This is a genomic window from Pseudooceanicola profundi, from assembly GCF_050897955.1.
GTDB lineage: Bacteria > Pseudomonadota > Alphaproteobacteria > Rhodobacterales > Rhodobacteraceae > Pseudooceanicola.
The window spans coordinates 172,353-191,331 of the sequence record NZ_JBPAXZ010000002.1 but is presented as its reverse complement, the minus strand read 5'-3'; the positions used below and the strand labels follow the sequence as shown (position 1 = coordinate 191,331).

Annotated in this window: 17 protein-coding genes; 3 read left to right on the top strand and 14 right to left on the bottom strand. The window is 61.9% G+C overall.

The annotated features are described in order from the left end of the window. The 14 genes from tssK to tssA all read right to left on the bottom strand — a co-directional run. Positions 1–806: type VI secretion system baseplate subunit TssK (tssK, locus tag ACRARG_RS17845; RefSeq protein WP_432691570.1), on the bottom strand; the 806-nt coding region annotated here is incomplete at its 3' end. Positions 807–828: 22 nt separating this feature from the next. Continuing rightward, positions 829–2,277: a type VI secretion system-associated FHA domain protein TagH gene (gene tagH, locus ACRARG_RS17840; RefSeq protein WP_432691569.1), complete on the bottom strand. Its 1,449-nt coding sequence runs from the start codon at positions 2,275–2,277 to the stop codon at positions 829–831. A gap of 8 nt (positions 2,278–2,285) precedes the next feature. Beyond that, positions 2,286–2,591: a PAAR domain-containing contractile injection system baseplate protein gene (locus ACRARG_RS17835; RefSeq protein ID WP_432691567.1), complete on the bottom strand. Its 306-nt coding sequence runs from the start codon at positions 2,589–2,591 to the stop codon at positions 2,286–2,288. Next, entirely contained in the window at positions 2,591–3,217 is a 627-nt protein-coding gene (locus ACRARG_RS17830; RefSeq protein WP_432691566.1) for a DUF6931 family protein, read from the bottom strand. Before ACRARG_RS17830 ends, ACRARG_RS17835 begins: the two co-directional genes overlap by 1 nt. A 9-nt stretch (positions 3,218–3,226) precedes the next feature. After that, complete coding sequence (locus ACRARG_RS17825; protein ID WP_432691565.1) at positions 3,227–5,425, bottom strand: type VI secretion system Vgr family protein; 2,199 nt, start codon at positions 5,423–5,425, stop codon at positions 3,227–3,229. 44 nt (positions 5,426–5,469) lie between these two features. Next, the gene (gene tssH, locus ACRARG_RS17820; RefSeq protein ID WP_432691564.1) at positions 5,470–8,190 is read right to left on the bottom strand and encodes a type VI secretion system ATPase TssH; all 2,721 of its coding nucleotides are present in this window, start codon (positions 8,188–8,190) and stop codon (positions 5,470–5,472) included. A gap of 17 nt (positions 8,191–8,207) precedes the next feature. Next, the gene (gene tssG / locus ACRARG_RS17815; protein ID WP_432691563.1) at positions 8,208–9,230 is read right to left on the bottom strand and encodes a type VI secretion system baseplate subunit TssG; all 1,023 of its coding nucleotides are present in this window, start codon (positions 9,228–9,230) and stop codon (positions 8,208–8,210) included. Then, on the bottom strand, positions 9,194–11,071 hold the full coding sequence (gene tssF / locus ACRARG_RS17810; RefSeq protein ID WP_432691562.1) for a type VI secretion system baseplate subunit TssF: 1,878 nt from the start codon (positions 11,069–11,071) through the stop codon (positions 9,194–9,196). The genes tssG and tssF overlap by 37 nt, the downstream gene beginning before the upstream one ends. A 2-nt stretch (positions 11,072–11,073) precedes the next feature. Further along, positions 11,074–11,571: a type VI secretion system baseplate subunit TssE gene (gene tssE / locus ACRARG_RS17805; RefSeq protein WP_432691561.1), complete on the bottom strand. Its 498-nt coding sequence runs from the start codon at positions 11,569–11,571 to the stop codon at positions 11,074–11,076. After that, positions 11,564–12,367: a type VI secretion system accessory protein TagJ gene (locus tag ACRARG_RS17800; protein WP_432691560.1), complete on the bottom strand. Its 804-nt coding sequence runs from the start codon at positions 12,365–12,367 to the stop codon at positions 11,564–11,566. The genes tssE and ACRARG_RS17800 overlap by 8 nt, the downstream gene beginning before the upstream one ends. 66 nt (positions 12,368–12,433) lie before the next feature. Further along, positions 12,434–12,949, bottom strand: coding sequence for a type VI secretion system tube protein Hcp (locus ACRARG_RS17795; protein WP_432691559.1), 516 nt, complete (start codon positions 12,947–12,949; stop codon positions 12,434–12,436). Between the two features lie 99 nt (positions 12,950–13,048). Beyond that, positions 13,049–14,542 (bottom strand): type VI secretion system contractile sheath large subunit, encoded by a 1,494-nt coding sequence (gene tssC / locus ACRARG_RS17790; protein ID WP_432691558.1) that lies wholly within the window; start codon positions 14,540–14,542, stop codon positions 13,049–13,051. A gap of 3 nt (positions 14,543–14,545) precedes the next feature. Then, entirely contained in the window at positions 14,546–15,055 is a 510-nt protein-coding gene (tssB, locus tag ACRARG_RS17785) for a type VI secretion system contractile sheath small subunit (RefSeq protein ID WP_432691557.1), read from the bottom strand. Positions 15,056–15,124: 69 nt separating this feature from the next. Beyond that, a complete protein-coding gene (tssA, locus tag ACRARG_RS17780) occupies positions 15,125–16,144 on the bottom strand; it encodes a type VI secretion system protein TssA (protein ID WP_432691556.1) in 1,020 nt (339 codons plus the stop codon). Positions 16,145–16,367: 223 nt separating this feature from the next. On the opposite strand from tssA, the gene ACRARG_RS17775 reads away from it, so the two are divergent. From ACRARG_RS17775 to ACRARG_RS17765, 3 genes are all read left to right on the top strand, one after another. Next, a complete protein-coding gene (locus ACRARG_RS17775) occupies positions 16,368–17,120 on the top strand; it encodes a hypothetical protein (protein WP_432691555.1) in 753 nt (250 codons plus the stop codon). Beyond that, complete coding sequence (locus ACRARG_RS17770) at positions 17,117–17,806, top strand: hypothetical protein (protein ID WP_432691554.1); 690 nt, start codon at positions 17,117–17,119, stop codon at positions 17,804–17,806. The genes ACRARG_RS17775 and ACRARG_RS17770 overlap by 4 nt, the downstream gene beginning before the upstream one ends. A 120-nt stretch (positions 17,807–17,926) precedes the next feature. Continuing rightward, positions 17,927–18,979 carry an OmpA family protein gene (locus tag ACRARG_RS17765; RefSeq protein WP_432691553.1) on the top strand — a complete coding sequence of 351 codons (1,053 nt, stop codon included), beginning with the start codon at positions 17,927–17,929 and terminating at the stop codon, positions 18,977–18,979.

The following is an 18,979-nucleotide window of genomic DNA, read 5'->3' as shown; positions in this document are numbered from 1 at the left end:
AGGGCCAGGCAGTCGCGATAGAAGTCAGCCGGGTGAACGTTTTCCATTGATTTGAGATGCCGCAGGACCGGCAGCGCACGGTTAATCGCCCCGAGTATCAGAACATCCTGAATTTCCGCGGTTCCGCGCGCCCCGCCAGCCGTCAGCCGCCCGGCCAGCGCTGTCATGCGGTGCCCCAGCTTCCCCTCCAGTTCCTGCAGGAACTCGGCCAGCGGCGGCGCTGCACGCAGGTCCAGACAGCTGGCCATGAAAGCCGTGTCCAGAACGATCTCCTTGTCGGCGCGGACTTCAACGATGCGCGCAACGGGAATGCCCAGCCGATCCGCCAGATCATCCGTTTCCAGCGCAAACTGAAGCCGCATCTTGCCAACCGCGAGCGTTGTCGGCGTGCGCGACCCGCCCATGGTATCGGTCACCTCGATCTCAGCCGGGCGGAGCCGGCTCGCCGACAGCTCCGACCCGGACAGATCGACCTCTGACGCGCCCTGGCGCCGCTGCGGAACGGTCAGCAGGACGACACAATCCTTGACACCCGCCGGGACATCCAGCGCCGGTGGGTGATCCTCGGCCTCCGGAATACGGAAAACGGTCCCGTCCGGTGTCAGCCCGGAACAGCTGCGGATCGCGAACTGGCCGACCTTGAGCGCCTCGTAGTCAAGCTCAAGCGACGACAGACCCCAGGCATAGGGGGCGATGCGCTGCGCGAGCCCCGCGACCAGACCTTCCGCATATCTGTCGGCCTGTTGGAAATGGTGCGGCTGAAGGAAAAGCCCCTCGGTCCACAGCACCTTGCTCTGCCAGGACATCAGCAATCCCCCGAAATAGTAGTCATACGTCTTTCAACCTTTTCAGCTGGTCCTGATAGGCGGCGGCAAATTCGCGTCCGAATTCGTCATAAAAAGCGTTCTCCGCTTCGTCCGACAACCCGGCGTAGAGCGCTTCATAGGCTTCCCAGTAACGGGCTTTCTTGCCCTTGAGCAGGCCGCCCTTGCCGCCTCCCTCCTCGATCTTTTTGGCAACTTCAGCCGGCGACAAACGCCGCAGCAGCCCTTTCAGCGCGGCCTCCGTTCCGGCCATGCTGGCCACTTCATGGGCCCGCAGATCATCCATCGCCTGGCGCGCGGCCTCCACCGGCTCAAGATATCCCTGCACGGCGGGGCGCACCATCGCTTCTACGGCCTGATCGTCGCTGACAGAGAATTTCAGCGGATTGTTCCCCCTGGGCGTGATCCGGGTCTGGGACATGCGGAATTCGGATTTGATCGAGGCCCGGGTCTGCAGGACATCCCGGGTTCCGGCGATCAGGGCGCGCAACACGGTGCCCAGCCGGGCCATCGTTTCCTCCAGCGGCTCATCGTCCTTGCGCATCCCCTCCGCCCCCAGCGATTTGAGCAGGGCAAGTGCGGCCATATCCCCCGACGTCGCGACCGGCGTTGGCGCGGTGGCCCTGTCAGGTGTCGCGGTCGGCTCCGGCGTCGGATCGTCGGGCGGGGCCGAATGTTCTTCCGGCGCAACGGGCTTCTCCTGGACCGTCCGGTCCGGCGTGGGGGTGGCGAAGGGGTCCTCTTCATCGGGGATCGGTTGCGGGCCCGGCCCGCGGCCCGGGTCCGGAGAGATCAGATCGTCCCAGTCATCGGGGATCTGTCCCGGAGCGGTGGTCCCTGACCAGGCATCGTTCAGCGCAGACCCGTGATCGGACTGAGACGCGCCGAGCGCCTGATGCGGGTCGGGGCCAGGCGCCAGCGGGTCCTCCTCCTCCGAAAGCGGTGGAAGCAGGCCGTCCTCACCCGGATCCGGACGGTTCACAAGGCGGGCGCCACCGGGCCGGGCCCCGTCGCCCAGCAGGGACTCCAGGAAATCCTCTTCCTCATCCGGGATGGCATCCGACCGCTGCGGACCGTCGAACAGCCTGTCATCGAAATCGGCCGGAGGCAGATCCTCGGGGGCCGGGCCCGCTGCCGCTTCGGCCAGTTCAACAAGCAGCTCATAGGGGCCGATGCTCAGGATATCGCCATTGTTCAGGACGGTCGGCGTCTTGCCCATCGGGATCTTGCCGTAGTTGAGAAACGTGCCGTTCGTCGACAGGTCGATCGCGACAATCCGTCCGCCGTGGTCCTCGATCACGCAGTGACGTTTCGACACCATCCGATCCGGATCGGGAAGGACCATGTCGTTTTCGTCGCCCCGGCCGATGGTCACGCTGCCGCCCCGCATCGACACAGGGGTCGCGCGGCCCGGGATCCGGCCGGAAGACTGATATCGCAACGTCAGTGCCATCTAGGCGCCTATCCTCCTGTAATCACGTTGAAAGACCCCAGTATGACCGGACCGCCCTTGTCGCAGGTATCGCCCATCCTCAGCGCCATCTTGTTGTTGATAAACACTGTTTTGGAACCGATAGGAAATGAATGCGGCATCGGTGGGGTCGCCGGCGGAACCGGCCCCGTCATCGCCATGTCGGTCATCATCGCCCGCGCGGCCGGCATTCCATTGACCATCACATTGATCGGCGGAAGGGTCAGGATCGGCGAGGGAAATCCCGGCGGCACGGTACAGATGTGCATGTCCAATAGGCGGGCCTGGAATGGCATTACGTCATCTCCTGTTCGTCCGGCTGGTCTTCGGTCAGCAGCCCGCGGGACACCCGGCCATTGCCACCGCGGGCAATGTCGATCACCCGGCGGATCGCAAGGTCCAGATCGCTGTCCAGCCCGTGCGGGCTCTGCCCCAATGTCAACATGACCTGCGCCAGCACCGCAGAGGAGACAGCCGCCGGCGGCGCCGCCTCCCGCGACAGATCGCCCATCCCCAAGGTGCCGTCGCCGTAGAACGCCGCCATGGCACAGAACCGGGTATTGTCATTCGGATCCGCCCCCTCAAATGCGGTCTGGGCGGCGGCCCTGTGCTGATCGTCGGGGTTAAAAACCCAGCCTTTGGCGGCAATCATTGATGGCGTCGCAGACAGGTCCGGATCCTGCATCAGATCGCCCGCCGCAAGGCAGGCCCACCAGACCGCCTCTCTCGTCGGCAGCGCCATCGCCAGCAGATGAAGAAAATCGTAAGGTTCGTCGAGATCCGACAGCCGCTGCAACGCCTCCTCGACCGTCGCACTCGCCGGAAGGTCCAGCTTGGTGGACAATTTCACCCCGACACGGGCCATGACGCGGGTGTAAGGCTCCGAGGGCAGTTTGCGCATATCGGTGAGATCGAGTTCCATCGCCTTGCCTCAGTTGATCATCGTCATGCCGCCGTTCAGGATCAACATGCCCGATCCGCTGACCTTGGTCATCTTGCCGTTCACGGTGACCATGGGCGCGTCGATAATGATCCCGGCCGGGGTAATCTTGATCGAGGACGCTCCGACCGACAATTCGATCGACGCATTAGCCTGAACAACAAAATTCGCCCCGACCGTTTCGGTGTGGCTCGCCCCCACACTTTCCGAAACGCTTCCGCCGATACTGGCAGTAAGGTTGGACCCGACCGTGTCAGAGACACTTGCCGATACGGAACGTGAATGATTTGCCCCGATGTTTTCGGTCAGATTGCTGGCGATGGTCACGCTTTCGCTGGCCCCGATATCGACCGTCCGATTGGCGCTGATGGCAATGGTTTCATTGGCACCGACCTGCCGTTCGGTATTCGCGCCAACTTTCTCTGTCCGGTTGTTCCCGATGGTCACCGTCTGATCCGCCGCGATAGAGCGGACTTCGTTCCCCTGAGAAACCTCTGTGGTCAGATCGCCGGTTTTGATCGTCTCTGTCCGATGCCTTTGGATTGTCTGGGTGAGATCCCCGGCATTGGAACTGTATTCCCCGATGGAAATCGTGGCGTTGTTCTTGACGATCTGGTGGTAATTGAGCTGCGACTGGAACCGGACCAGCTCCGACCCTTTGGTGTCGTCGAAAATCAGCTCGTGATATCCGGTGCCGGCGATGGTGCTGCGGGTCTGCAGCCCCGAGATGTTCTTGCTATTGGGCAAAGCATAAGGCGGCATCGTGTCGGCATTATAGACCATGCCGATGATGATCGGACGATCCGGATCGCCGCTCTCGAACATGACGACAACTTCCTGACCGATGCGGGGAATGTGGATCATACCCCATTCCTTGCCGGTCCAGGGCATCATGCAGCGAACCCAGCATGACGAGGTCTCGTCATTGGCGCCCTCACGGTCCCAGGGAAACTGCACTTTGACCCGGCCGTGTTCGTCGCAGTAAATCTCTTCTCCATCGGGTCCCACAACGGTCGCGGTATGCGCGCCGGTCAGGTTTGGCCAGGGCGTTACCAGCGGACTGCGGTACTGGTAATTCAGCGGAAAGGCCGCGAATTCGGCCTTATAGGCGCGCTGCGTTTCATCGTCGGCGAGAAAGTCCCTGGCGATTGGCCTGACCTCGCCAATCTCGTGTTCGTTCTGCGCCGGCAGGATCATGGTATGCGTTACCTGCAACAGCAGATAGCTGTCATTGCTGGCCTTGCGCGGATGATCCTTCAGTTCGAAATGCCGCCCCGGCGCGATATTGCTCACTGTGCCTTCGCCGCGGACCAGATGATGCTGCAATGCCTCGGCTTCCATTCTGACCTTGGCGCGTCGTTCACCGGTCTCATCGTTTTCGTGATGGCCGGGGTATTGGTAAACCTCAAGGTCAGAGCGGGACTTCTGTTTTCGGGTCACAACGGACGAAACTTCCAATGTCGCCTTGGGGGTCAGGAAATTATAATCCCGCAGCACCCATTTCTGCGACCTGGCCGTCAGGTGATGCTGCCAGAAATAGATATGCTCCGACTCGCGCGATTTACCTGAATCCTGACGGCGGTATAAAAGTTTCTCGGGAGCTTCGATAGGTTCATGCGTCCCGAAGGCGTCGCACAGAAACAGCACCTCGTCGCCGTTCTCCTCTCCGAAAAAGTAATAGATGCCCTCTTCTTCGAAAAGCCGGCTCAGAAAGTCAAAATCCGTCTCGCCGTATTGCACGGTGAATTCGCGCGCCGGGTAAGAGGCGTTCAGCATGTTCCGGATTTCACCGGGATACCCGTGTTCGTTTGCGAGCAGGGTAAACATGTCGGGCACCGTCATGTCCTGGAACACCCGATTATTCTCGGTTTTGGTCATGAACCAGAACCAGGACCGGAATTCGATCCTGAAATGGGTTGTCCCCTCGCTGGCTCCGATATGTTCGACCGAGGTGCAGATCGAAGGAAAGTGCCGGTCAAGCCCGTTCGGCGGATGGCTGACCACAACGATCTTCTCCCCCAAAAGCGCGATCACATCGAAATTCGGGTCTTCGCTGACCAGTTCGATCACGCCGTGCGACGGCTGGCTCATGCCTTCGGTGATGCGCGCGGCGATCAGATAGGCCCCCTTGAGGTTGGCCTCGCTTTCGATCGTGACGGTATGGGCCTTATCGTCCGACTTGGTTGCCATGCGCAATCCTTTCGTCCCCTGATCGGGTCGTCATCCTAACACGGTCACGCCGCATCGGCAGAAGCGTCTCCTGCGAATTCATAAACGAATTCGCCATCCCGGACATCTACCGTCACGCCTGCGACCTCCTTGCCCTCCATCATCCGGCGCAGAAATTCCGCCGAGATGTCGGGCAGCATCGTGTTGGTCACGATGGCGTCGATCATCCGCCCGCCCGATTCCAGCTCCTGGCAGCGCTCCACAATCGTCTCCACCACGGCGTCCGTGTAGTCGAAAGGCACACGGTGGCTTTCCTTGACCCGCCGCTTGATGCGGTCCAGCTGGAGCCGCGCGATCTTGCCGATCATATCAGGGCTGAGCGGATAATAGGGGATTGTGACGATCCGGCCCAGCAGGGCCGCCGGAAATACCTTGAGCAGGGGATCGCGCAGCGCCTTGGCGATCCCTTCGGGTTCCGGCAGCAGGTCCGGATCGGCGCAGAGGTCCATGATCAGTTCAGAGCCGACATTCGACGTCAGAAGGATAAGCGCGTTCTTGAAGTCGATGATCCGGCCTTCGCCGTCTTCCATGACGCCCTTGTCGAACACCTGAAAGAACAGCTCATGCACATCGGGATGCGCTTTTTCGACTTCGTCCAGCAGAACCACGGAATAGGGTTTGCGCCGGACGGCCTCTGTCAGCACGCCACCCTCGCCATAGCCGACATAGCCCGGAGGCGCCCCCTTGAGAGAGCTGACGGTGTGGGCCTCCTGATACTCACTCATATTGATGGTGATGACATTCTGTTCGCCGCCATACAGCACCTCGGCCAGGGCCAGCGCCGTCTCTGTTTTCCCGACACCCGAGGTTCCGGCCAGCATGAACACGCCCACAGGCTTGTTCGGATTGTCGAGCCCGGCACGGCTGGTCTGGATCCGCTTGGCGATCATCTTCATCGCGTGATCCTGCCCGATCACCCGTTTTGCCAGATGATCCTCCAATGTCAGTACAGTTGACAGTTCGTCGCGCACCATGCGTCCGATGGGAATGCCGGTCCAGTCTCCGACAACGCTGGCGACGGCCTGGGCATCGACAATCGGAAGGATCAGCGGGCTCTCGTCCTGCAGCTCGGCCAGCTCCGCATTGGCCGCTTTCAGATCGGCGACGGCCGCGGCACGATCGGCATCGCTCATCGGGCTGCCTTCCGCGCCGTCGTCGCTTTCCACCGGGGCCGCCCCTTCGCGAAGTTTGGCCCGCAGAGCGAGGATTTTCTCCACGACAGCCTTCTCGGCCTCCCAGCGGGTGGTCAGATCGGCAAGCCGGCTTTCCTCCGCCTGTCTGGCGGCGGTGACGGCCATGCGGCGCTCCGTGACATCCATTCCGGCGCTCTCGTCACGGTCGATGATCTCCAGCTCCGTCGTCAGCGCCTCGATCTTCTTGCGGCTGTCGTCGACCTCTGCCGGTACGGCATGCTGGCTGACCGCAACCCGGGCGCAGGCCGTGTCCAGCACACTGACCGATTTATCGGGAAGCTGGCGCGCGGGAATATACCGGGCCGACAGCGACACCGCCGCCTCGATCCCCTCGTCCAGCACCTGCACCTTGTGGTGCTTTTCCAGCATGGTCGCGATACCGCGCATCATCCGGACGGCCTTCGGGATATCGGGCTCTTCGACCTGGACAACCTGGAACCGGCGGGTCAGCGCCGGGTCCTTTTCGATATGCTTTTTATATTCCGCCCAGGTGGTGGCACCGATGGTCCGCAGGGTGCCGCGCGCCAGCGCCGGTTTCAGCAGGTTCGCGGCATCGCCCGTGCCCGCCGCGCCGCCGGCGCCGACCAGCGTATGGGTTTCATCGACAAACATGACGATGGGTTTTGTACTGGCCTGGACCTCGTCGATCACGGCGCGCAGGCGGTTCTCGAATTCGCCCTTCATAGAGGCACCGGCCTGCAGAAGCCCGACGTCCAGCGCCAGCAGCCGCGCCTCTTTCAGGGCCGGCGGAACGTCGCCGCGCGCAATCCGCAGGGCAAAGCCTTCGACGACCGCGGTTTTGCCGACACCGGCCTCACCGGTGAGGATCGGGTTGTTCTGACGACGGCGCATCAGCACGTCGACCACCTGCCGGATCTCTTCATCCCGGCCCACAATCGGGTCGATCTTGCCATCACGCGCCTGCTGGGTCAGGTCGGTACAGAATTTCGCCAGCGCCTCTTCCTTGCCCATCTGCGCGGGCGACATGGCGCCGCTGGCTTCGCCGGGGACAGCCCCGCCACCGACATTGGACCCGTCCTGCGCGCTCATTGCATCCTCGGGCGAGCCATCGGTGATGGCATGGAACCCGTCCGACAGATCGTCCGGTTTGATCTTGGAGAACTCGCCGGAAATCTGGGTCAGGATACTGCGCAGCGCCGGCGTCTTGACCATACCGAGGATCAGATGCCCCGTCCGCACGGAGCTGGAGGAATAGAGCAGCGAGGCATAGACCCAGCCCCGCTCCATCGCGTTTTCCAGATGCGCGGAAAAATCGCTGATCGCCGAGGCGCCGCGCGGCAGCGCATCCAGCGCCCGCTGCATATCGGCCGCAATCCGCGACGGGTCCAGACCGTAGTGACGGATGATCCGGGTGACGTCACTGTCCTGCAGCTGCAGGATCTGCGCCAGCCAGTGCACGACCTCGACATAGGGGTTGCCGCGCATCTTGCAAAAGACGGTTGCGCCTTCCATTGCCTTGTAGCCCATCTCGTTGAGCTTGCCGAACAGTGCGACACGGCTGATTTCCGCCATCGTCCCTCTCCCTTTTTCTAGACCGGCTCGGGGGCCGGCGAAAAAATCACATCTTCCGCGTCCGACCCGTCGGGCCGCCCGCCAAGCCAGCTGGTGTGGCCCAATCTGGTGTTGCCGCCCAACTGCGCGGCCGGCACTTCGTCCCCGCGCAGGATCAGATTCACATCCCAATCGAGCGTCTGACCGACATAGCTGTTGACGATCGCCGTCAGCCGTCGCATCGAATCCGACCCGGGCAGACGCGCCGAATAATCGGCCAGCGACATCGGACCGATATGAATTCGGAATTTTGCGCTGCGCGACCAGACCCGGTTGCCGATACTGGTGTTGTGCCCCAGCCCGGCCCGAGACCCGAGCTGCCACCGGTCCGCCGGGTCCAGCGGAAGCCAGCTGCCGACAAATTCCGATATCCGGACCGATGCGCCGAAAAACGCCGCGACCATTGCCACCAGCCCGCCGGGATGCCGCGGACCCGGCGCCAGAAGCCCGGCAAAATGGCGGCGCGCCAGATCCGGCATTGAATCGCGGTCCGAAAGCCCCGGTCCCAGATGGCCGGACACTGCCGCCACCTTGCGATCCAGATCGCTCCCCTGGCCCCGGTCGAATGCGGCGGCGGGATTGCCCGTGGTCCAGGCCCGGTAGATCAGGCCGGTCACACGGTGGGTCAGCATATTGGCAAAGGCGTAGAAGGTCGTGTCCCGGTGCTGACGCTTCCGGTCTCTGGCATATTCGGTCAGATGCGCCGGCAAGGGTCCCTGCGGCCCGAACAACCCAAAGGGATAGGCCACAAACCGCCCCGGAGTGCTGCCCTGGGCCGCGCTCACGCGCGCGATACTGGAGGGTTCGAAGCTCAGGCTCGGCTCCTGTTCCAGCCGCATACGGTCTTCCTGCGGCCGCCGCGACCGACCAAGCGGGGGCGCATCCGGATAGGCCGCTTCCATGACGCGGAAGGCCAGAAAGATATGAAATGCGGTCGGATCATCCTGCAGTTGGTCGAAAAGCGTCAGATGATCCGGCCCCTCCCTGTTCTGGGCTGCCATCTTGCGATCGTTCCGCTCTGCTGGGTCGACAGGACCGTTTCGGTAAAACTGTTGATGCTCGTGTAATTTGCGAAAAACCGTTCCAGGACGGAGGCGAGCTGAAATATCCCGCTGCCCTGATAGGCGTCGTCGTCAAATGTCAGGCTGATCTCAAGCCCGCGCACGGCCGATGACAGAACCCCGTCGCTGATCCGCCGCACAATGGGCCGGGTCGACACAGAGGTAATGCCTTCGATCTGGCGCCGCATGGCCGCATCCGACCGATCGGAATAAAGCGAGATCAGCTCTTTCAGCGCCATGGCACCACTGCCGGTTTCGGCATCGGCGATCGACAGATAATTCAGCCCAAGGTGCGATATCAGACGCCAGGCGGTTTCGCCCTCGGCGATCGGGCGCTTTGGCCGCGTGGGCGGCACCTGCAGGCGGATCCGCCTGACCGGCCCGCCATCGGGAAGGTGGAACAGATCCGGCGCCCCAACCTGAAGAAGCGAGGGCAGATCGCGATTTGTCACCAGCGCCCGGCAGGCAAGCTGGCTCAGATCGGCAGAAAAGGGCGCGTTGGCACGATCCACCAGTGACAGGTAGATCTCTGTGCCAAGGTAATTGGTCCGGCTGCCGCGCAGACGCTCCTTTTCGGACCGCTGGCGAAGACGCCGGCGGGCGGAGTAATAGGCCGGTGCGACCCCGCCCGCGGCCACGGCATCAGTGACCGCATAAAACGGATAGAACGTATTGTTGGCCTGGTTGTCCCGGCCGATCCCTTCGACTTCCAGAACCGTGTGGACCTCGTAATCCATCGGCGCGATCCGGTCCGGCACGAGGTGGAGTTCCGCGTCGCGCGTGGTCACATGGACCCGGTCGCAGCGCTTTTCGAACAGGTTGATGGCCGGCGTACAGTTCAGACGGAATGCCCGGACATCAACATCGCCAGCAAGGGTTTCATCGCCCTGCCGCAGCTGAATATACAGATCGACACTGTCATTTTCCGACCGGGACATCGCCGGCAAAAGGCCCTGCAATTCGGCAAAGAGCAACCGCTCGGGCAGCGCGAAATATTCCTGCAGCATGCGGTAGCCGTCAAAGCTCTGACGAGGATGCGGCAGCAGCGCCTCTGCCGGATCAAATCCTCTGGCACGCACAGCCCCCTGCGGCAGCTGTAGCCGCCAGTCCTTCCGCTGATCCGTGGACCGCGCCGCAATTCCGATCGCATCGGCACAGAGCGCCTGATGCAGCCGCCGCCCCGGCAGACCCTCGCCGCCCAGGTAAAGCGTCAGCCGGTCCAGCGGGATCTGGTCCAGCTCTGCCCCGCCGAACCGACGGATCCGGAGCCGGATCGCCGCCCGTGTCTCGGCCCCGCCTGCCACGCCGGCGGCGACCAGCTCACCACGGCTGTCGATATATTCGGCCTCCGCGATTTCGACGGGATACATAGTGATGTCCTGCGCCGTCAGAAACGTGCAGGCGGTCTGCGTCCCGTCGATGATCTTGGACCGCATGCGGGTGTGGCGCGGCAGGACAAATCCGGTGGTCAGCGACCCGTTGGCCGGATCAGGCTCCAGCTCGGCGATCATCATCGACGGCGTCGGGCCCAGGTAATGAGGATAGGACGCTTCCAGAAGATGGGCGGCAAAGGCCGGTTGCTGGAGGTCCAGTTCAAACTGAACACGGGCTGTCAGAAAGGCGACGCCCTCGATCAGGCGTTCGACATAGGGGTCAAAGACCTCCACCCCGTCCATCCCGAGACGCCCGGCAATCTTGGGATAGCTGCGGGCAAATTCCCCGCCCATTTCCCGCAGGAAGCTCAGCTCGTTTTCATATTGCTGAAGCAGCCGGCTATCCATGGTCAGCTACCGTGTTCCACGGACACTTCGCCAGTGGACGCATCGACCTCCGATCGCAGATAAATCTCGACAGGCAGGGGCTGCGCCCACATATCCGCTCTGATTTCAAACCGGACACGTGATTTCCCGGTCTCGTCGTCGATCTTTTCCTGCACGACCAGCGTGTCCGGCATGATCCGCGGCTCGAACGTCCGCACGGCACGCATGATATCCGTGCGCATCCGCTCTGTGCGGTCCGCGGTCGTGAAGTCGCCTGTCAGCTCCGGCACCCCGAAGTTGAGGACGGAGGCCATCACATTGGGGTGCCTGTCCGGGTCCAGCTGCGACTCGAAACTGTTCGTATTCAGCAGCCAGCTCAGGTCACGGCGGAGGATCTGTTGCAGCCGGCGCAGGTCGATCACCCGCTGATCGCGGCTTTCCGTCGCCTTGTCCGGCTCATCATCCGTCAGGCGGTCCAGCAGCGCGGGCTGCAGGCGATCGTCCAGCGTGCGGTCAACCATCCGCGGATCCCTCGCCAAAGGTCATGCTGCGAAGATCCATCAGGGCCACGTCTCCTGCCTCTGTCGCCAGAAGCCGCTGGCCAAGGCCGGCAAAGGTCTCGGACCCGAGGTCGGCCCAGTCGGTGGCACGCGACAGTTTCTGCGCGTCATTGCCCTTCGTGGCGGTGCCGGCATAGCGCGTCGGCAGCAGGGCCACCGTATCGCCGCCATTGCGGAAGGTCAGCGTGGCCGGCATCCAGACCGCGTCCCGCAGATCCGCCGGCGGGTCCAGCGTGACCGCGCGCAGCAGATTGAAAGGCAGCCAGTAGTACTTACCGTCGATTACGGCCTCAAGAACCGGGCCGATGCGGCTGTCGGCATCCGCAACCCAGTCAAAGGGCGTGTCATTGATCTGGCCCGCCTCTGCCGGGGCAAGCTCAAAGGCGCGCGCGCGCAGCTCGGCCGCCTCGGCCGGTTTGCCGGCCGCCAGCGTTTTGAGCGCCTGCAGAAGCAGGGCCACCCATTCCTGCGGCTCGCCAAAAATCAGCGGGTCCTTTTCGCCGTCGAAAACCTTTTCGCGGTAGAGCTCGCAGGCAATCGCCTCGCGATATGTCCGCGCCATCGGCTCCGCTGAGCTATCAAGCTCCGCACAGAGCTTGAGCTGCGCGATAGCCCGTTTGAAATCGCCCGTCACACACAGAAGCTGGAACAGAAAAATCCGCAACCGCGCGTCCGCCGGCGATTTGCGCACGCTGTCCTGAAGGGCCGCCAGCGTCCCGGTCAGATCCGCCGCGGCAAGTGTGTCTTGGGCAATCATGAATATTCCGTCACGGGAATTGAAAGCCGCGCGCCACCATAGGGTCGCGCGCGGTGAGCAGATGCTTTACGTCGAGTATTCGTTGGTGTTGAGCACCCGGCTCCACATCATGTCGCTGACCTTTTTGAGGTTGCCGTGGGTGTCCTGATCCCAGTATTCGATCTTGACCGCACCGTAATCGAGAATGAAGTTGTCGATCGATTCAGTGTTGCCCCCCTGCGCCAAAGTCATGTCCGAGACGAGGCACTGTTTGAAACAGAACTTGAGATAGGTGTGACCATTCCTGCGAAGTTCGATAAAGACCTCGGGGTAATGGGTGCCCGTCGACATCGCCTGGAACAGCTGGACAGAGGATTTGTCGGAAAACTTAGTGCAGCTGATCTTTTCGTACATGACCTTGCCGGCACCGCCGCCACCGCCCCGTGACGAACCGATATTGGTGGAATTGTTCCCCATGATGCTGAAGGAGAGAAGCTCGAACGCACTTTTCTGCGAAAGGTCTTTGTCGGTCGTGCTGCCCTGGATCGGGACCTTGCCCCCATCAAAGTACATAAAGGCGTCTTGGATTTCTGCGTCTGCCATTTTGGCGTCCTCCTGCAAAACGCGGATCAGCTCCGCTCATTAAAAACTTAAATGACGCGCGCGGCCTGCCGGACAGGCCGCGGGCAATTCTGAGCTGCCTCAGCCCTTTTCGGAAGGCAGACGGGATACCAGACGGAGCGACGCGGTCAGCCCCTCCAGCTGGTAATGCGGGCGAAGGAAGAACTTGGCCGCGTAATATCCCGGGTTCCCCTCCTGTTCCTCGACGACCACCTCAGCGGCGGACAGGGGCAGTTCGGCCCGGGTCCGTTCCGATGACGTATCGGGGTTCAGATCGACATAGTTGGTGATCCAATTGGTCAGCCATTGCTGCATGTCGTCGCGCCCCTTGTAGGAGCCGACCTTGTCGCGAACGATGCATTTCAGGTAATGCGCAAAGCGGCAGGTCGCGAACAGGTAGGGCAGCCGGGCCGCGAGATTGGCATTCGCGGTGGCATCCGGATCGTCATATTCGGCCGGTTTATGCAGGGACTGAGCACCGATGAACGCGGCCATATCCGTGTTCTTGCGGTGGATCAGCGGCATCAGCCCCATCTTGGCAAGCTCTGCTTCACGACGGTCGGAAATGCCGATCTCGGTCGGGCATTTCATATCGACGCCGCCATCATCGGTCGGGAAGGTATGTGTCGGAAGATTTCCGACGGTCCCGCCCGATTCAACGCCCCGGATCTGGGTGCACCAGCCGTATTCCTTGAAGGACCGGGTGATATTGGTCGCCATCCCGTAGGCCGCGTTCACCCAGGTGAACTTATCGGATTCCGCGGCGCCAGTGTCTTCTTCAAAGGCAAAAGCCTCCACCGGGTTCGACTTGGCCCCATAGGGCTGACGGCCGAGGAACCGGGGCATGGCCAGACCCAGATACTGGCTGTCCGGGCTGTCGCGCAGGGACCGCCAGGCGGCATATTCGGGCGTCTGCTGGATCTTGGCCAGATCGCGCGGATTGCTCAGCTCTTGCCAGCTTTCCATCTGCAACAGGCCGGGTTCCGCACCTGTAATGAAGGGGGCATGGCTGGCGGCCGCGATCTTGGACATCTCGCCCAGAATCTCCACATCGGCCGGGCTGTGGTCGAAATGGTAATCGCCGACAAGGCAGCCATAGGGCTCTCCGCCCATCTGACCGTATTCTTCTTCGTAGAGCTTCTTGAAGATCGGCGACTGATCCCAGGCCGTTCCCTTGAACTTGCGAAGGGTCTTGTGCAGGTCGGTCTTCGAGATGTTGAGAACGCGGATCTTCAGCATCTCGTCGGTTTCGGTGTTGTTCACCAGATGGTGCAGGCCACGCCAGGCCCCTTCCAGTTTCTGGAATTCCGCATTGTGCAGAATTTCATTCACCTGTTCCGACAGTTTCTTGTCGATTTCCGCGATCATCGACTCGATCGAATGCAGCGCGTCGTCCGAGATCAGGCCGGTATTCGCCAACGCCTGCTCTGCCAGAGTTTTCACGGCATCTTCGACCGCGCTGCGGGCCGCGTCCGACCGGGGGCGGAACTGCTGATTGAGCAGCGCGGAAAAATCCGACTCCTGCGTTTCGGTTGCTGCGGCTGCGCCGCTTGCCTGGGTGGCTTCTTCGGCCATGGATCAGTCCTCCGCCTCGGGGTCCTGCGGCTTGGGTGCCGCAGCAAGCGATTTCAAAAGCTCGGGATTGCCGAGCGTGTCCTGGATCAGCTGTTCCGCTTCGGGCTTGCCGTCCATGTAGGTGGTCAGGTTCGAAAGCTGTTCCCGTGCCTCCAGCAGCTTGCGCAGCGGCTCCACCTTGCGCGCAATGGCATCGGGGGCAAAATCGTCCATGCTTTCAAAGGTCAGATCGACGGACAGATTGCCCTCGCCGGTCAGCGTGTTGGGTACCGAAAACGCCGCGCGCGGTTTCATCGCCTTCATCCGGCTGTCGAAATTGTCGACGTCGATTTCCAGAAACTTGCGATCGTTGATCCCGGGCTGGGGCACTTCCGATTTGCCGGCGAGATCGGCCATGACACCCATGACGAAAGGCAGCTGCACCTTTTTCTCAGCGCCATAGACCTCCACATCATATTCGATCTGAACCCTGGGTGCCCGGTTCCGGGCAATGAATTTCTGTGATCCGGACATGTTCTTTTCCCTGTTCTCTCCGTGGTGGGGGCCGCCCTCGTCTGGTGTCCCGTGGCCGGGACGGCCCGATCAATAGTCGCTTTCCGGGGGCGCCTCGCCGCTCAGCACCCGCATTTCATTAACCCCCCCTGGCGCCAGATCACCCATGATGGTCATGAAATCTGCGCCCACCAGCCTGCGCGCCCGTTTCAGAAGCACAGGCAGCGGGCTGGAGGGTTCGTGTTTGGCGTAATAGCCGATGATTTCTTCCAGCAGTTTGGCGACATCGGACTGCGATTTGATCGGCCCGCGCGCGCCGGAAGCCTCCGGGGCAGACGGCTGACCTGCGGCTTCCGCAACAACTGGCTCCTCTCCGACATCCGCATCGGCACCGGTCTCCGCCGCCAGCCGGTCGCAGATCCGGCCGACATAATCGGCGATCGGCTTCAGATCCGGACCCTGCCCCGGCGTATGCTCGCTGAAAATCCGGTCGATCTCTGCCAGATCATCGGCAATCTGCCGTGCCGCGACCAGAAGCTGCTCCAGCCCGTCCCGTTCCGTATCGCGGAAGGCGGCGGCAATAGACGCCTCGGTCTGAACTGCTTCGGAATCGTTGGGCGGGTCGATATCGCCCTGCGCAATCTCGATATCCCGCAGGCAGATGCGGCCAAACTGCCTGCTCTGCGTCAGCGGCGCCAGACGAAGGCCCCTTTGCATCTTGATCGCAGCCAGGTTGCGCACGGCGTTGATGCGCATGGTCGGATCGTCGTCATCTTCTGCATCCAGCTGAGGATGACAGCTGTCCCAATACTCCGTCAGGCATTGCACCAGCCAGTGTGTGACCTCTGCAAAGCCGGTCAGCCCGTTGGAATAAAGCTCCGCCTCGCCCAGCAGAATTGCAGCACGCAGATCATGGCTGCGGGACAGCACATCATGTGCTTTTTCGATCACAACCCCATAATCGGGTCCGGTCGCCGGAATAACCTCTTTTCCGAACTGCTGTTCCTGCCCCGGCTCAGCGGCAAGGGTCAGGTCAGTAAAAATCGGATCGTATTCCAGGTCGGGACCACTTGGGCCGTCTTCGCCTCGATTTTCCAAAGGAATAGGCAATGGTAGGTCCTGCGGACAAAGAAACAAATCAATTCCCGGCGAGGCTAGCAGAAAGGTTTACCCTGTCCAAAGAAATAATTGCCCGTACGTCAACCTCCGCCGATCCCGGATGAACAGACGGTGCAACAATCTTCGGATCGGCAAAAATAAACAGTTGCCGTAGCGGAAACGAGCCGTCACTCTTGAGAATATTGTTAGACACCACGCGGAATAGGCGACGCGCATGCCAGATACGGCCCCTCTTGGAAGTGTACTCAGAACATGCCTTGCGGGGACCTTCGTGGTTGCCTCGCTTTTGGCGGATCCGGTTTCTGCTCAGGGAAAAAACCTGACTCTGGTCGGCATTCCTTCGGGAACGACCGCACCGGCGGGCCTTTTCTTTCTGTCAGGCAGCTACGCCACAAGACGCGCGCCGACTGCCAGCGATGGCGATGGCTCTATCGCGCTTGGCTTCGGCCTGGGCGATGCGGACCGCAATATCGGCTTTCAGGTGACCGGACAGATCACGTCCCTGACGGACGACTTCGGCGATTCCGGGTATTTTGAGCTCAAGGCCTCCCGCCGCATCGATACCGGCTCGGCGCCGACCTATTTCGGTCTGGCCGTTGGCAACCTCGCCCCCTGGGGCGATGCCAAAATTCATGACACCTCTGTCACTGCGGCGATCACGACCTTCACGCAGCTCGATATGGGCGCGGACAGTTTCCCCATCGCACTGACGGTTGGCGGCGGCTCGCATATCCGCAATTTCAACACGGATCCGGGGGTCTTTGTCGGCGCGGGCATTGGCCTGACCGACTATTTCGGCGCCAGCCTCGCCTGGACTGGTGAATCGGTGACAATCGGGACCGCGTTCCGGCCCGGACGCTCGCCGTTCCAGATCAGCCTGTCCGCGGAGGATGTCTTTGACCAGATTGACAACCGCCGTGCCGTCCTCTCAATTTCCTACGTCTTCGACGCGAAAGTCCGCAGATGACCCGTTCTAAACCAGCCCTCAATCTCTGTGTCACCGTGTTGAGCGGTGCGATCGCCCTGACCCCTGCCGCGGCTTTCGCCGGTGGTGAACCGGTCAGCACTCCGCCGTTCTTTCCACCCGCACCGCCGGCGTTCTTTCCGCCAGTTGTGCCGACGACGCCCGCCGCCCCGGCGGCCCCAGCCGCTGGCGACAGCAGCAGCGAGACGGCCGCCGCGGCCACAAAAACAGCATCCAGCGCCGGGACCCGGGCGATTGTATCGCAGATCAACGCCGGCTTTACCGTCTGTCGCAGCGTTCCGGTCCGCGAATACTGGGTCGACTGTTTCGCAGAACGTCTGGACCAGGTCGCCAAGGACATTGCCCAGGACGGCGATTATGCCGAGGCCCGTGCCATCATCGAAGATGCCTCGCGCAAGCTGGCACAGGTGGCGCAGTCCAACGCATCGCGGTCGATCCCGCGCGCAAGGCTGGCGGCCTCTGCCGGTGCCGCACCGATCAACGCGCGTCCGCTGACACCCGTCGCAACCGAAGCGGTCGCCGCCACGGCACAGACCGCCGCGGCCATTCTGGAAGAGGCGGAAACGACCCTGCTGCGGTCGGCCGCCGCCTCTGCCCAGCGGCAGGCGCATTTCCAGCAGATCGCGGCTGCGGTCGGGTCGAACAAGGTTCTGCTGCGGTCGCTTTGACCGCAGCTTGGCAAATCCGTTGATTTAACGGCGTTGAATTGCGATGATCGGGATATGTTTTCCGGCATCCGGACGGAAGCGTTTCCGGTTCGGACACAATTGATGAATTTGACGCAAACGATGCATTATTTGTCAAAAATCACGCTTGCGGCGGTCGCCTGCCTGTCGCTGTCGGCCCCGCTGCGGGCAGAGGGCATCTTTGGCGACGGCTGGACGCTCAAACCCGCGGCCTCGACACTGAACTTCCAGTCGGTCAAAAACCAGTCGGTTGTCGAATCCAGCGGGTTTGCCGCATATAGCGGCAAGATCGACCCCAGCGGCAAGGCAGAGCTCCGGATTGCGCTGGACAGCGTCGACACCAAGGTTGATCTGCGCAACGTCCGGATGCGGTTCCTGCTGTTCGAAACCTTTCAGTTCCCCGAGGCGACGGTGACCGCGCAGATCGATCCCGCTGCTCTGGCCGACCTGCCGGACCTGCGGCGCAAGACCATCGACTTGCCCTATACGCTGAGCCTGCATGGCGTCGCACAGGAGGCGACCGCGCCTGTTGTGGTGACCTATCTTGACCCGCAGACGATCGCCGTATCAACCCAGCGTCCGATTTCGGTCGAGACCAAGAACCACAATCTCGACGCCGGTGTGAAAAAGCTGGAAGAGGCGGCGAATGTGGCGATTGTGCCCTCTGCCTCTGTCACATTCGATTTCATCTTTTCGGCGGACGGATCGGGCACGACCGCGCCGCCAGCTGCCCCCGCGGAACAGCCGGCCCCCAGCACTGCTGCGCTGGAAACGCAGGGCAATTTCAACGCGGAGGAGTGCAAGGGCCGGTTCGAGATCCTGTCGCGGACCGGCAATATCTATTTCCGGTCGGGCTCTGCCACGCTGGATGACAAAAGTGCGCCATTGCTCAACAGTCTGGCGGATATTGTGAACCGCTGTCCCGACATGACGGTCGAGGTCAGCGGCCATACTGACAGTGACGGCTCTGCTGCCACGAACCAGCGATTGTCCGAACGCCGGGCGCAGGCAGTGACCGCTTATCTGACCGGCCGCGATGTCGCCCCTGATCATCTGGTCAGCGTCGGCTATGGCGAGGAAAAGCCGGTTGTCCCCAATACGTCATCGGACAACAAGGCGCGGAACAGGCGGATTGAATTTGCCGTATTGGACTGA

What these genes read in the sequence shown, in the direction of transcription:
- tagH (WP_432691569.1), bottom strand. Translation starts at nt 2,277, where the DNA reads ATGGCACTGACGTTGCGATATCAGTCTTCCGGCCGGATCCCGGGCCGC.
- ACRARG_RS17835 (WP_432691567.1), bottom strand. Translation starts at nt 2,591, where the DNA reads ATGCCATTCCAGGCCCGCCTATTGGACATGCACATCTGTACCGTGCCG.
- ACRARG_RS17830 (WP_432691566.1), bottom strand. Translation starts at nt 3,217, where the DNA reads ATGGAACTCGATCTCACCGATATGCGCAAACTGCCCTCGGAGCCTTAC.
- ACRARG_RS17825 (WP_432691565.1), bottom strand. Translation starts at nt 5,425, where the DNA reads ATGGCAACCAAGTCGGACGATAAGGCCCATACCGTCACGATCGAAAGC.
- tssH (WP_432691564.1), bottom strand. Translation starts at nt 8,190, where the DNA reads ATGGCGGAAATCAGCCGTGTCGCACTGTTCGGCAAGCTCAACGAGATG.
- tssG (WP_432691563.1), bottom strand. Translation starts at nt 9,230, where the DNA reads ATGGCAGCCCAGAACAGGGAGGGGCCGGATCATCTGACGCTTTTCGAC.
- tssF (WP_432691562.1), bottom strand. Translation starts at nt 11,071, where the DNA reads ATGGATAGCCGGCTGCTTCAGCAATATGAAAACGAGCTGAGCTTCCTG.
- tssE (WP_432691561.1), bottom strand. Translation starts at nt 11,571, where the DNA reads ATGGTTGACCGCACGCTGGACGATCGCCTGCAGCCCGCGCTGCTGGAC.
- ACRARG_RS17800 (WP_432691560.1), bottom strand. Translation starts at nt 12,367, where the DNA reads ATGATTGCCCAAGACACACTTGCCGCGGCGGATCTGACCGGGACGCTG.
- ACRARG_RS17795 (WP_432691559.1), bottom strand. Translation starts at nt 12,949, where the DNA reads ATGGCAGACGCAGAAATCCAAGACGCCTTTATGTACTTTGATGGGGGC.
- tssC (WP_432691558.1), bottom strand. Translation starts at nt 14,542, where the DNA reads ATGGCCGAAGAAGCCACCCAGGCAAGCGGCGCAGCCGCAGCAACCGAA.
- tssB (WP_432691557.1), bottom strand. Translation starts at nt 15,055, where the DNA reads ATGTCCGGATCACAGAAATTCATTGCCCGGAACCGGGCACCCAGGGTT.
- ACRARG_RS17775 (WP_432691555.1), top strand. Translation starts at nt 16,368, where the DNA reads ATGCCAGATACGGCCCCTCTTGGAAGTGTACTCAGAACATGCCTTGCG.
- ACRARG_RS17770 (WP_432691554.1), top strand. Translation starts at nt 17,117, where the DNA reads ATGACCCGTTCTAAACCAGCCCTCAATCTCTGTGTCACCGTGTTGAGC.
- ACRARG_RS17765 (WP_432691553.1), top strand. Translation starts at nt 17,927, where the DNA reads ATGCATTATTTGTCAAAAATCACGCTTGCGGCGGTCGCCTGCCTGTCG.